This is a genomic window from Streptomyces sp. NPDC047014, assembly GCF_040644195.1.
Classification (GTDB): Bacteria; Actinomycetota; Actinomycetes; order Streptomycetales; family Streptomycetaceae; genus Streptomyces.
The window spans coordinates 1-13,956 of sequence record NZ_JBEYVX010000124.1; the positions used below are offsets into that span (position 1 = coordinate 1).

Annotated in this window: 8 protein-coding genes; 7 read left to right on the forward strand and 1 reads right to left on the reverse strand. The window is 71.4% G+C overall.

Annotated elements, in window-relative coordinates; genetic code table 11:
- Nucleotides 1-167: 167 nt before the first annotated feature.
- Nucleotides 168-824: a superoxide dismutase gene (locus ABZ873_RS32185; protein ID WP_360879723.1), complete on the forward strand. Its 657-nt coding sequence runs from the start codon at nt 168-170 to the stop codon at nt 822-824.
- Nucleotides 825-945: 121 nt separating this feature from the next.
- Here ABZ873_RS32185 and ABZ873_RS32190 read toward each other — a convergent pair whose 3' ends face one another.
- Nucleotides 946-1,593 (reverse strand): DsbA family protein, encoded by a 648-nt coding sequence (locus ABZ873_RS32190; RefSeq protein ID WP_360879726.1) that lies wholly within the window; start codon nt 1,591-1,593, stop codon nt 946-948.
- Between the two features lie 139 nt (nt 1,594-1,732).
- Here ABZ873_RS32190 and pepN (ABZ873_RS32195) point away from each other — a divergent pair, with 139 nt between their 5' ends.
- The 6 genes from pepN (ABZ873_RS32195) to pepN (ABZ873_RS32220) all read left to right on the forward strand — a co-directional run.
- A complete protein-coding gene (pepN, locus tag ABZ873_RS32195; RefSeq protein WP_360879729.1) occupies nt 1,733-4,291 on the forward strand; it encodes an aminopeptidase N in 2,559 nt (852 codons plus the stop codon).
- Nucleotides 4,292-4,453: 162 nt separating this feature from the next.
- On the forward strand, nt 4,454-5,416 hold the full coding sequence (locus ABZ873_RS32200; RefSeq protein WP_360879732.1) for a hypothetical protein: 963 nt from the start codon (nt 4,454-4,456) through the stop codon (nt 5,414-5,416).
- A 76-nt stretch (nt 5,417-5,492) separates the two neighbouring features.
- Nucleotides 5,493-6,053, forward strand: a complete 561-nt coding sequence (locus ABZ873_RS32205; RefSeq protein ID WP_360879735.1) for a CGNR zinc finger domain-containing protein — start codon at nt 5,493-5,495, stop codon at nt 6,051-6,053.
- 273 nt (nt 6,054-6,326) lie between these two features.
- On the forward strand, nt 6,327-9,650 hold the full coding sequence (locus tag ABZ873_RS32210; RefSeq protein ID WP_360879738.1) for a S8 family serine peptidase: 3,324 nt from the start codon (nt 6,327-6,329) through the stop codon (nt 9,648-9,650).
- A gap of 208 nt (nt 9,651-9,858) precedes the next feature.
- Entirely contained in the window at nt 9,859-10,887 is a 1,029-nt protein-coding gene (locus ABZ873_RS32215; protein ID WP_360879741.1) for an aspartate-semialdehyde dehydrogenase, read from the forward strand.
- Nucleotides 10,888-11,146: 259 nt separating this feature from the next.
- Nucleotides 11,147-13,956: aminopeptidase N (gene pepN / locus ABZ873_RS32220; RefSeq protein WP_360879744.1), on the forward strand; the 2,810-nt coding region annotated here is incomplete at its 3' end.

Sequence of the window (13,956 nt, forward strand, 5' to 3'; positions counted from 1 at the left end):
CCCGCTCACGCCCCCTCCGCCCCTGGTCGGCCCCGTGCGCGCGCACGGGGCCGACCTGCGTGTATGTAGGTAACCCTTACATGTGCGGCGGAATAGATGCTGCTAGCGTGCTGTTGCGCATTAATTGCAATTAGCGATTGGCACGCTGAGGGGACCGGATAACACGCATGGCCATCTACACGCTTCCTGAGCTCCCGTACGACTACGCGGCACTGGAGCCGGTGATCAACCCGCAGATCATCGAGCTGCACCACGACAAGCACCACGCGGCCTACGTCACGGGCGCCAACAACACGCTGGAGCAGCTGGCGGAGGCGCGCGACAAGGAGAACTGGGGCGCCCTCAACGGCCTGGAGAAGAACCTCGCGTTCCACCTCTCCGGCCACATCCTGCACAGCATCTACTGGCACAACATGGCCAGCCCGAAGACCGGCGAGGGCGGCGGCGAGCCCACCGCGGCCGACGGCCTGGGCGACCTGGCGGACGCGATCACCGAGTCCTTCGGCTCCTTCGAGAAGTTCAAGAAGCAGCTGACCTTCGCCTCCTCCGCCACCCAGGGCTCCGGCTGGGGCGTGCTCGCCTACGAGCCGGTCAGCGGGCGCCTGGTCGTCGAGCAGGTCTACGACCACCAGGGCAACGTGGGCGTGGCCAGCACGCCGATCCTGGTCTTCGACGCCTGGGAGCACGCCTTCTACCTTCAGTACAAGAACCAGAAGGTGGACTTCATCGAGGCCATGTGGAACGTCGTGAACTGGCAGGACGTGTCCCAGCGTTACGCCGACGCCAAGGCCAACACCCCGCTGCTGATCCCCGCCAAGGGCTGATCGCACCCCGCGCCCGTCCGCCTCGTGATCGTCTTCTCAGCCTTCACCGGCGGACGTGTCCAGCGGAAGACCCCCGTGAGGACGTGACTCACGGGGGTCTTCTGTCTCTGCCGCGCGCGGACTACTCGAACGACGGCCCCTGGGTGCGGGTCCGCTTGATCTCGTAGAAGCCCGGCGTGGAGGCCACGAGCAGGGTGCCGTCCCACAGCCGGGCCGCCGCCTCGCCGCGCGGGGTCGGGGTGACGACCGGGCCGAAGAAGGCCACGTCCGCGCCGTCGGCGCCGGGGACGGAGATCACCGGGGTGCCGACCTCCTGGCCCACCCGGTCGATGCCGTTGTTGTGGGAGGCCCGCAGCACCTCGTCGTACTCGTCCGAGTCGGCGTACGCGATCAGCTCGGCCGGCAGGCCCACCTCGGCCAGCGCCTCCGCTATGACCTCGCGGGTCGGGCCCTTGTCCTCGTTGTGGATACGGGTGCCGAGCGCGGTGTAGAGCTTGCCGGTGACCTCGTCGCCGTGCTTCTGCTGGGCGGCCGTGACCACGCGGACCGGGGCCCAGCCCTTGGGACCGAGCAGTTCGCGGTAGACCTCGGGCAGCTCGTCGAGCTTGTTCTCGTTGAGGACGGCGAGGCTCATCACGTGCCAGCGCACCTCGACGTCGCGGACCTTCTCGACCTCCAGCATCCACCGGGAGGTCATCCAGGCCCACGGGCAGAGCGGGTCGAACCAGAAGTCGACCGGGGTCTTCTCGCCCACCTGGGTCTCTGTCATGTCTCTCCTCGTGCGGATCGCGGATCGTGGAACGGCATCACTGGCGCATGTTCTCCGAGGCCAACCAGGACACCGGCGCGCGCATTCCCCTCGTGCGAGGATTCGGCACAAGAACGCGATCACGCACGAAGGAGTGCAGGTGCCCGGAGAGAATCTGTCCCGTGACGAGGCCCGCGAGCGAGCCGAGCTGCTGTCCGTCGACGGGTACGAGGTGTCCCTCGACCTCAGGTCCGCGGTGGACGGGACGGAGCCCGCCGAGGGCCCCCGCACCTTCCGCTCGGTGACGACCGTCCGCTTCCGGGCCGCCGCCCCGGGCGCTTCCAGCTTCGCCGACCTGATCGCCCCGTCGGTGAACTCCGTGACCCTCAACGGCCGGGCCCTCGACGTGGCCGCCGTCTTCGACGGCTCCCGGATCGCCCTGGAGGACCTGGCCTCCGAGAACGTCCTCGTGGTGGACGCGAACTGCGCGTACAGCCGGACCGGCGAGGGCATGCACCGCTTCGTGGACCCGGAGGACGGCGAGGTCTACCTCTACACCCAGTACGAGCCCGCCGACGCGCGCCGCGTCTACGCCAACTTCGAGCAGCCGGACCTCAAGGCGCCCTACCGCTTCGAGGTGACCGCGCCCGAGGGCTGGCAGGTGTGGAGCAACGGCGCGGAGGAGTCCCGCGAGGGGCTGACCCGCCGCTTCGCGCCGACCGCGCCGATCTCCACGTACATCACCTGCGTGGTCGCGGGCCCCTACCACTACGTGACGGACAGCTACACGCGCGGGGACCTGACGATCCCGCTCGGCGCGATGTGCCGCAAGGGGCTGGCCAAGCACTTCGACGCGGACGACATCTTCCTGGTCACCAAGCAGGGCTTCGACCTCTTCCACGAGATCTTCGACTACCCCTACCCCTTCGGGAAGTACGACCAGGCGTTCGTGCCGGAGTACAACCTGGGGGCCATGGAGAACCCGGGGATGGTGACCTTCCGCGAGGAGTACATCTTCCGCGGGAAGGTCACGCAGGCGTCCTACGAGCGCCGCGCGAACGTGATCCTGCACGAGATGGCGCACATGTGGTTCGGGGACCTCGTCACCATGAAGTGGTGGGACGACCTGTGGCTCAAGGAGTCCTTCGCGGACTTCATGGGCTCCTTCGGGCTCGTCGAGGCCACCCGCTTCCGGCAGGCGTGGGTGACCTTCGCCAACAACCGCAAGGCGTGGGCCTACCGCGCCGACCAGCTGCCCTCCACCCACCCGATCACGGCGGACATCCGCGACCTGGAGGACGCCAAGCTCAACTTCGACGGCATCACCTACGCCAAGGGCGCGGCGGTGCTCAAGCAACTCGTCGCCTATGTCGGGCGGGACGCCTTCCTGGAGGGCGCCCGGCGCTACTTCAAGGCCCACGCCTACGGGAACACCACCCTGGACGACCTGCTGTCGGTGCTCGGGGAGGTCTCCGGGCGGGACATGAGCGAGTGGTCGCGGGCCTGGCTCCAGACGGCCGGCGTGAACGCGCTGACCCCGGTGGTCACCTATGACGCGGCGGGCCGGATCACCGAGCTCGCGGTGGTGCAGGAGGGCGACGAGCTGCGCCCGCACCGCATCGGCGTGGGCCTGTACCGGCTGGAGCCGGACGGCGCGCTGGTGCGCTACGCGCGGGCCGAGGCGGACCTGGCCGGGGCCCGGTCGGCCGTCGCCGAGCTGGCCGGGCAGGAGCGGCCCGATCTGGTCCTGGTCAACGACGAGGACCTCACCTACTGCAAGATCCGCTTCGACGAGGGCTCGCTGGAGACGCTGCGCGCCCACCTCGGGGACCTCACCGACCCGCTCGCGCGGGCGCTGAGCTGGTCGGCGCTGTGGAACCTGACGCGGGACGGGCTGATGCCGGCGCGCGACTTCGTCTCCCTGCTGCTGGCGCACGCGGGGCGCGAGAGCGATGTGGGCGTGCTCCAGATGCTGCACGCGCAGGCCCTGTCGGCGGTCACCCACTACGCGGCGCCGGACTGGCGCGAGCAGGGCGGCCGGGAGCTGGCGGCGGGCGCGCTGAACGAACTGCGCCTGGCGGAGCCGGGGTCGGAGCACCAGCTGACCTGGGCCCGCTTCTTCGCGGCGAGCGCGGCGACGGAGGGCGACTTCCAGCTGCTGCTGGGCCTGCTGGAGGGCTCGGCCCGGATCGACGGGCTGGAGGTGGACCAGGAGATGCGCTGGGACTTCCTGCTGCCGCTGGCCGCGCACGGGGCGGTGGACGAGGGGGTGCTCGCCGCCGAACTGGCCCGCGACGACACGGCGTCCGGCAAGCGGCACCAGGTGCGCTGCCTGGCGGCCCGGCCCTCGCAGGCGGTCAAGGACCAGGCGTGGGCGGCGGTGGTCGAATCCGACGCGCTGTCCAACGCGCTGGTGGAGGCCACGATCGCGGGTATGCAGCAGCCCTCGCGCCGGGACCTGCTGGCGGCGCACTCGGAGCGCTACTTCGAGGTGATCGAGCGGGTGTGGTCCGAGCGTTCGATCCAGATCGCGATGGACGTGGTGAAGGGGCTGTACCCGGCGCTCCAGGGGGACGCGGCCACGCTGGAGGCCACCGACGCCTGGCTGTCCGGGCACGCGGACGCGGCGCCCGCGCTGCGCCGGCTGGTCCTGGAGTCCCGCGACGACCTGGCCCGCGCCCTCGGCGCGCAGCGGTGCGACGCGGCGGCGGGCAGCTAGCGGGCGGATCCGCCGCGGGGGCTCGGCCCCCGCGGCGGTCGTTCGTACGGGTGCACCTCATCGGCAGTCGAACGCCCGTACTTTAGCCCCGTCTTGTCCGTATTTGCCGACGGATGTGTAACAGGGGTTAGCGAGGCCATGGCCTGAGGGAATCAAGGAGTCATGAACCACAACGCTCCCCTCCCCCTCGCCCACCTCACCGGCACCCGCCCCCGCGTGCTCACCCTCGCCCAGCTGCGCGAGCACGGCGTGAGCGCCGCGGATGCCGCCGGGCGGCCCTGGAAGCAGATCCTGCCGGGGGTGTTCCTGCTGCACTCCGGGCCGGCGACCAGCGAGGAGCGGCTGCACGCCGCCCTGCTGTACGCGGGCCGGCGCGGCGGGGGCGAGGCCATGATCACGGGGCTGGCGGCCCTGGCCCTGTACCGGTTCGCCTCGGCGCCCACGCTGCTCGCGCAGGAGTACATCGACGTCCTGGTACCGGGCACCCGGCGGCTGCGGTCCACCGGGGAGGTACGGATCGTCCGCACCCTGGCCCCGCCCCGCCCGCAGGAGGTGACCGGGCTGCCGGTGGCCCCGGTCGCGCGGGCCGTGGCCGACGCCGTGGCGCGGCTCTCGGACGCCGGGACCGTACGCCGGCTGCTGAGCGAGGCCGTGCGCGGCGGGCACTGCGAGGCGGCGGCCGTGGTGCGGGAGCTGACGGTGGCCCGGCTGCTCGGCCGGCCGCATGTGGTCGACGCGGTGGAGTCCCTGCTCGCGGAGGGCCGCGCCCTGGCCGAGGACCGTCTCTACCACCTGGTGCGGGGCTGCGAGCTGCCCGATCCCGTCTGGAACGTGGACCTGCGGCTGCCCGGCGGCCCGCACCTGGGCGGGGTGGACGCCTACTGGCCCGAGCAGGCGGTGGCCGTGGAGATCGACACCCGGGGGCCGCGGCAGGGCGAGGACGCGGAGTGGTCGGAGTCGGTGCGCAAGCGGGAGGCCCTGGAACGGCTCGGGGTGACCGTCGTCCACATCACCCCGCGCAAGCTGCGGGACTGGCCCGAGCAGCAGGCCACCGTGATCCGGACCGCCCTGACCGCCTCCGACGACCGCGAGCCCGCCGCCTACCTGGTCGTCCTCCCCAAGTGAGGCGGGTGCTCCGGGGCCGGTGCCCCAGGTCAACCGTTCACGTACCCTTGAGGGGTTAGCGAGCGAGGAGAGCGACATGACGGCGGCGGACGCGCGACCCCTGACCGGCGAGCCGGTCGCCCTCGACCTGCTGAACACCCGCTGGGTGCAGGAGGGCGTACCCACCGATCTCTTCGCCGGGGCCTTCGGGCTGAGCCGGGTCGAAGGGCTGGCCGTCTGGCTGGAGTCCACCGGGCTGGCCGGCCGCTTCCGGGCCGACGCCTCCACGCTCGTCCACCTGCTGACCGCCCGCGAGGCGCTGGCCCGCGCCGTCGCGGACCCGGCCGACGAGAGCGCCCGCGCGCTGGTCGACGCCGTCCTGGAGCACGGCCGCATCCGCGCCACCCTGACCGCCGAAGGGCCGGGCGAGCGGGCCGAGTTCGACGACCCGACCTGGGGTCCCGCGTGGACGGCCGCCCGCGACTACCTGGAGCTGCTGGGCTCCGCGCCCGGCCGGATCCGCAAGTGCGCCTCCGAGAGCTGCGTCCTGCACTTCCACGACACCTCCCGCAACGGGACCCGGCGCTGGTGCTCCATGTCCGCCTGCGGAAACCGGGCGAAAGCCTCCCGTCATTACGCGCGCACGCGCGAGCGCTGAGCGGGCGGAATCTGTCACACCCGCGCCGGGACGCTGTCGTGTCCCGGCGCCGCTCCATGGCCATAGAGTCGATAAATCCACTCCCCTGACCTGTCGGTTCGCACCGCTGTGCCCGGGTACGGCCCCGGTGGCGTATCCGGCGCGCTGGCGAGTCTCCGCCACCGCAGGTCTCGGTCGATGACATCCCTCCCCAAAGTCCGGTCGCTTGAGGAAAGCTGACCGGTCATCCGGCACCGAAATCCGGACCGTATCTTTCACTTACCAGGGATGCTGATGACCCTCGAATCCCCCGGCTCCATACCCGGGGCCAGACGCGTCGCCCGCGTCGCGGCCGCGGCCGGCCTGGTCGCCGCCCTCGCGGCGACCGGCGCCGCTCCCGTGTTCGCGGCGACCGGCGCGGACGCCCCGGGCGCCAACCCGGCGGTCAAGACCGCCGACCAGAAGATCGGTTCGGCCGACGCCGAGCTGCTCCAGGAGGCCAAGGCCAAGGGTGACGCGCACGTCACCGTCATGGTCGCGACCGCCCCCGGCCAGACCGAGCAGGTGGCCGAACAGCTCGACGCCGTGCAGGGCGCCTCCGTCGGCCGCACGTACGACAACCTGGGCTACGTGCGCGCCACGCTGCCCACCGCCCAGGCCGAGGCCGCGCTCAAGGCGGCCGCCAAGCTGTCCTCCGTGCACGGCATCGACCTGCGCCACGAGATCCAGCTGCCGGACCCGCGCCCCGACGCGGACCGCGAGACGGGCACGGTCAAGAAGACCGCCGCCGAGACGTACGCGGCGCCGGACAAGAACACCCCGGCGAAGAACCCGTACAACCCGTCCTTCGAGACGGGCGCGGTGGACTTCGTCGCGGGCAACCCGCAGGCCGACGGCCGCGGGGTGACCATCGGCATCATGGACTCGGGTGTCGACCTCGGCCACCCGGCCCTGCAGAAGACCACCACCGGCGAGCGCAAGATCGTCGACTGGGTGACGGCCACCGACCCGATCACCGACAACGACGGCACCTGGCGCCCCCAGATCACCCCGGTGACCTCCGCGGGCGGCACCTTCACCGCCGGCGGCCAGAGCTGGAAGGCGCCCGAGGGCAGCTTCCAGTGGAGCCGCTTCAGCGAGTCGATCACCGCCACCGGTGACATGGCGGGCGACGTCAACCGGGACGGCGACACCACCGACCGGTTCGGCATGCTCTACGACACCGCCGCCGGCACCGTCCGCGTCGACACCGACCAGGACGGCGACTTCACGAACAACGAGCCGATGAAGCCGTACAAGGACGGCTACCAGGTCGGCTGGTTCGGTACGGACAACCCGGCGACCGAGGTCTCCGAGCGCATCCCGTTCGTGATCGAGATCCGCAAGGACGTCCCGATGGACCCGCTCGGCGGGGACTGGGTCGGCAAGAAGGCCGACTTCGTCAACATCGGCATCATCGAGTCCGAGCACGGCACGCACGTCGCGGGCATCACCGCCGCGAACAGCCTGTTCGGCGGCCAGATGAACGGCGAGGCGCCCGGCGCCAAGCTCGTCTCCTCGCGCGCCTGCTCCTGGTCGGGCGGCTGCACCAACATCGCGCTGACCGAGGGCATGATCGACCTCGTCGTCAACCGCGGCGTGGACATCGTCAACATGTCCATCGGCGGTCTGCCGGCGCTGAACGACGGCAACAACGCCCGCGCCGAGCTCTACCGCAACCTGGTCGACACCTACGGCGTGCAGCTGGTCATCTCGGCCGGCAACTCCGGCCCCGGTGTGAACACCATCGGCGACCCGGCCCTCGCGGACAAGGTCATCTCCGTGGGCGCCTCCGTCTCCAAGGAGACCTGGGCCGCCAACTACGGCTCCGGCGTGAGCACGAAGTACAACATGTTCCCCTTCTCCTCGCGCGGTCCGCGTGAGGACGGCGGCTTCACGCCGACCATCAGCGCCCCCGGCGCGGCCATCAACACCATCCAGACCTGGCTGCCCGGCGCGCCGGTGAAGGAGGCGGGCTACACCCTGCCGGCCGGCTACGGGATGCTCCAGGGCACCTCGATGGCCTCGCCGCAGGCGGCGGGCGCCAGCGCCCTGCTGATCTCGGCCGCGAAGCAGCACGGCATCAAGCTGACCCCGGCCGCCCTGCGCATCGCGCTCACCAGCTCCGCCAAGAAGATCGACAACGTCCCGGCGCACGCGCAGGGTTCGGGTCTGATCGACGTGATCGGCGCGTGGGAGTCCATCCAGCGCGAGGCCAAGGCCGAGGAGTTCACCGTCAAGGCGCCGGTGGACACCGCGATCGACCAGTTCCTCAAGACCCCGGGCTTCGGCACCGGCCTGTACGACCGCGAGGGCGGCCTCAAGGTCGGCCAGAAGAAGGTCTACAACGTCGTCGTCACCCGCACCACGGGCGTCAAGTACGGCACCCGGCACGACCTGACCTGGCGCAACAACGACGGCACCTTCAAGGTCATCGGCGGCTACGACTACGTCACCCTGCCGCTGAACAAGCCCGTCACCATCAAGGTCGAGGCCAACGCCAAGACGGCCGGCGTCCACAGCGGCATCCTGCAGCTGGACGACGAGACCACCGAGGGCATCGACAAGCAGATCCTGACGACCGTCGTGGCCGCCGCCCCCCTGGCCGCGCCGTCGTTCGCCTTCTCCGACAGCTCCTCGGTGCAGCGCAACAGCCACAAGTCGTACTTCGTGACCGTCCCGCCCGGCGCCAAGAGCCTGGAGGTCGCCCTCGGCGGTCTCGCGGCCGGTGCGCAGACGCGGTTCATCGCGATCCACCCGTACGGCACGCCGGTCGACCCGACCGCCACGACGAACTGCTACCCGAACTACGACAACCCGGCCAACACCTGCCGCCCCGACGTGCGCTCGTACCCCGAGCCGACGCCGGGTGTCTGGGAGATCGAGGTCGAGGCCCGTCGTACCTCGCCGGTGCTGGACAACCCGTTCAAGCTGGACGTCTCGGTGCTCGGCGCGGCCTTCGACCCCGCGGTCAAGGTCCTGCCCGAGGTCAAGCAGGGCACCCCGGCCCCGGTCCAGTGGAACGTCAAGAACGCGGGCGCGGCCATCTCCGGCGGCAAGCTCAAGGGCGGCCCGCTCGGCTCCGCGAAGGTCACCAAGCCGACCATCACCGCCGGTGTCACCCAGACCACCGAGATCGCGGTGCCCGCGGGCACCTCGCGCCTCGACGTCGCGATCGGCAAGGTGTCCGACGCCGCCGCCGACCTCGACCTGGAGGTCTACAAGGACGGCGTCAAGGTCGGCTCGGCCGCCGACGGCGACTCCGAGGAGGCCGTGAGCCTGGTGAACCCGGCCGCGGGCACCTACACCGTCAAGGTGATCGGCTACTCGATCCCCTCCGGCTCCACCACCTACGACTACCGTGACGTGTTCTTCTCGGCCGCCCTGGGCTCCGTCCAGGTCGACGAGGCCGCCGCGGTGAACCTCGCCACCGGCGCCACCGCGCAGGTCTCGGCGAACGTCCTGGTCACGAGCGCGGCCCCCGAGGGCCGGCAGTTCTTCGGCCAGGTCCAGCTGCTCACCGCCCGCGGCACCGCCGCCGGCACCGGCAGCGTCCAGATCGAGAAGGTCCTCCCGTAGCACCTTCCGCGGGAACTGAGGGGGCGGCGCTCACGGGAGCGCCGCCCCTTCGGCGTCCCACCCTCGGACCACCGCTCCGACCAGGGAAAACGGCCCCGGCGGCCACGACACCGTCCGTTCCTCGGACAATGGATTGGACAAGGCTCGTGGGGTCGAACGCATGATGGCCCCACGCGCGCCCGCGTCGTACGGAGCAGAAGGAGTCACCGTGAGGGTCGGAATCGTCGGAGCCACCGGTCAGGTCGGCGGAGTCATGCGCGGCATCCTCGCCGAGCGGAAGTTCCCGGTGGACGAGCTGCGCCTGTTCGCCTCGGCCCGGTCCGCCGGCTCGACGATCGAGTGGGAGGGCCGGGAGATCACCGTCGAGGACGCCTCCGCCGCCGACTACTCCGGCCTGGACATCGTGCTCTTCTCGGCGGGCGGCGCCACCTCGAAGGCGCTGGCCGAGAAGGTCGCCTCGCAGGGCGCCGTCGTGATCGACAACTCCTCCGCCTGGCGCAAGGACCCCGAGGTCCCCCTCGTGGTCTCCGAGGTCAACCCGCACGCGATCAAGAACCGCCCCAAGGGCATCATCGCGAACCCGAACTGCACCACCATGGCCGCCATGCCCGTGCTGCGCCCGCTGCACGAGGAAGCCGGCCTGACCGCGCTCGTCGCCACCACCTACCAGGCCGTGTCCGGCTCCGGGCTGGCCGGTGTCGCCGAGCTCGACGGCCAGATCAAGGCCGTCGCCGAGGGCGCCGCCGGGCTGGTCCACGACGGCGGGGCCGTCGACTTCCCCGAGCCGGGCGTCTACAAGCGGCCGATCGCCTTCAACGTGCTCCCCCTCGCGGGCTCGATCGTCGACGACGGCTCCTTCGAGACCGACGAGGAGCAGAAGCTCCGCAACGAGTCCCGCAAGATCCTGGAGATCCCGGAGCTCAAGGTCTCGGGCACCTGCGTGCGCGTGCCGGTCTTCGCCGGCCACTCCCTCCAGGTGAACGCCCGCTTCGCCAACCCGATCAGCGTCGAGCGCGCCTACGAGCTGCTGGGCGAGGCCCCCGGCGTCGAGCTGTCCGAGATCCCGACCCCCCTCCAGGCGGCGGGCCGCGACGCCTCGTACGTGGGCCGGATCCGGGTGGACGAGACCGTGGAGAACGGCCTCGCGCTGTTCGTGTCGAACGACAACCTCCGCAAGGGCGCCGCGCTGAACGCGGTACAGATCGCGGAGCTGGTGGCGGCCGAGCTGCGCGGCTGACGCACGCGGCACGGAGGACGAGGAGGGGCGGGCGCCGTACGGTGTCCGCCCCTTCGCCGTGTCCCGGGGGCCCGGGCCCCGTACCGGGAGCGGACGTACCGGGAGCGGACGTAGCGGAAGCGGTCGTAGCGGAAGCGGTCGGACCGCTTCCGGGCAGGCGTTCGCGCAGGGCTTTTCACGCCGGCCGATATCCCAGGGCGACTCCCCGGCCCTGCGTGGAAGGATGGGCGCGAACGTCACCATCGAAGGAGATGACCGCGTGCCAGGCACGAATCTCACCCGTGAAGAGGCTCAGCAGCGGGCGAAGCTGCTCACCGTCGACTCGTACGAGATCGAACTCGATCTCAGCGGTGCGCAGGAGGGCGGTACCTACCCGTCCGTGACCACCGTGCGCTTCCGGTCCGCCGAGGCCGGGGCCGGGACCTTCATCGACCTGGTCGCCCCGGCCGTGCACGAGGTCGTCCTCAACGGCAGGTCGCTCGACGTGGCCGCCGTCTTCCGGGACTCCCGGATCGCGCTGGATCACCTGGCGGCCGGCGAGAACGAGCTGCGGGTGGTCGCGGACTGCGCGTACACCAACACCGGTGAGGGCCTGCACCGCTTCGTCGACCCGGTCGACCAGCAGGCGTACCTGTACACGCAGTTCGAGGTGCCGGACGCGCGGCGGGTCTTCGCCAGCTTCGAGCAGCCCGACCTCAAGGCCACGTTCCGGTTCACCGTGACGGCTCCCGAGGGCTGGACGGTCATCTCGAACTCCCCGACGCCCGCGCCCGAGGACGTGAAGGACAACGTCTGGCGCTTCGAGCCGACCCCGCGCATCTCCTCGTACATCACGGCGCTCATCGTCGGCCCGTACCACGCGGTGTACAGCTCCTACGAGGGCAAGGACGGCCAGAGCGTGCCGCTCGGCATCTACTGCCGGCCCTCGCTCGCCGAGTTCCTGGACGCGGACGCGATCTTCGACGTGACCCGGCAGGGCTTCGACTGGTTCCAGGAGAAGTTCGCCTACGACTACCCCTTCGCCAAGTACGACCAGCTCTTCGTCCCGGAGTTCAACGCGGGCGCCATGGAGAACGCGGGCGCGGTCACCATCCGCGACCAGTACGTCTTCCGCTCGAAGGTGACGGACGCGGCGTACGAGGTGCGCGCGGAGACCATCCTCCACGAGCTCGCCCACATGTGGTTCGGCGACCTCGTCACCATGGAGTGGTGGAACGACCTCTGGCTGAACGAGTCCTTCGCCACCTACACCTCCATCGCCTGCCAGGCGTCCGCGGCGGGCTCGAAGTGGCCGCACGCGTGGACCACCTTCGCCAACTCCATGAAGACCTGGGCGTACCGGCAGGACCAGCTGCCGTCCACGCACCCGATCATGGCCGACATCCGTGACCTCGACGATGTCATGGTCAACTTCGACGGCATCACCTACGCCAAGGGCGCCTCGGTGCTCAAGCAGCTCGTCGCCTACGTCGGCGAGGACGCCTTCTTCCAAGGCGTGCAGGCGTACTTCAAGGCGCACGCCTTCGGCAACACGCGCCTGTCGGACCTGCTGGGCGCCCTGGAGGAGACCTCCGGCCGCGACCTGACCACCTGGTCGAAGGCATGGCTGGAGACGGCCGGCATCAATGTGCTGCGCCCCGAGATCAGCACCGACGCGGACGGCGTGATCACCGCCTTCGGCATCCGCCAGGAGGCCCCGGCGCTTCCCGCCGGCGCCACCGGCGAGTCCACCCTGCGCCCGCACCGCATCGCGGTCGGCCTGTACGAGCTCCAGGGCGGGGCCCTCGTACGCACCGACCGGATCGAGCTGGACATCGACGGCGCGCTGACGACGGTGCCGGAGCTCGTGGGGCGGGCCCGGCCGGCGGTCGTCCTGCTGAACGACGACGACCTGTCCTACGCGAAGGTCCGCCTGGACGAGGAGTCCCTGGCCAACGTGACCGCGCACATCGGGGACTTCACGGAGTCCCTGCCGCGGGCGCTGTGCTGGGCCTCGGCCTGGGACATGACGCGGGACGGCGAGCTCGCCACCCGCGACTACCTGGCGCTGGTGCTGTCGGGCATCGGCAAGGAGTCGGACATCGGCGTGGTGCAGTCGCTGCACCGGCAGGCGAAGCTGGCCATCGATCTGTACGCCGACCCGGCGTGGCGGGAGCAGGGCCTGACGGCCTGGACCGAGGCGACCCTGCGGCACCTGCGCGCGGCGGAGCCGGCGGGCGACCACCAGCTGGCGTGGGCGCGGGCCTTCGCGGCCACGGCGCGCACGGAGTCCGAGCTGGCGCTGCTGTCCGGGCTGCTCGACGGCAGCGAGGTCGTCGAGGGCCTGGCCGTGGACACCGAGCTGCGGTGGGCGTTCCTGGAGCGGCTGGCCGCGACGGGTGTCGCCGACGAGGCGGCCATCGCCGCGGAGCTGGAGCGGGACGCGACGGCCGCGGGCGAGCGGCACGCGGCGACCGCGCGGGCGGCGCGCCCGACGGCGGAGGCCAAGGCCGCGGCGTGGGCCGCGGTGGTGGAATCCGGGGACCTGCCGAACGCGGTGCAGGAGGCCGTGATCGGGGGCTTCGTCCAGACGGACCAGCGCGAGCTGCTGGCGCCGTACACCGCGAAGTACTTCGCGGTGGTGAAGGAGGTCTGGGACACCCGCAGCCACGAGATCGCGCAGCAGATCGCGGTGGGCCTGTACCCGGCGCTCCAGGTCTCGCGCGAGACCCTGGACGCGACGGACACCTGGCTCTCCGCCGCCGCCCCGAACGCGGCCCTCCGCCGCCTGGTCTCGGAATCCCGCGCGGGCGTGGACCGCGAACAGTCTCTCAGAATCCCCGTCGGGGGGTGGTGCGGGCGGCGTGGCGGGGGCGGGCGGGGTGCGTGCCGGGGGCGGTGGCGGGGGGCCGCTGCGCGGAGCGCTCCCCGCCCCGCCCTTTCTCCGTTTCCCGGGCTCCGCCCGGACCCGCGCCTCAAACGCCGGCGGGGCCCGGCACCTGGCGGCCGCCCACGCGGACCACGAGGTCCTGGGTGCCCTCGGCCTCGGTGGCGGAGGTGGAGCCGTAGACGTCGCCACCCCCGGCCGGC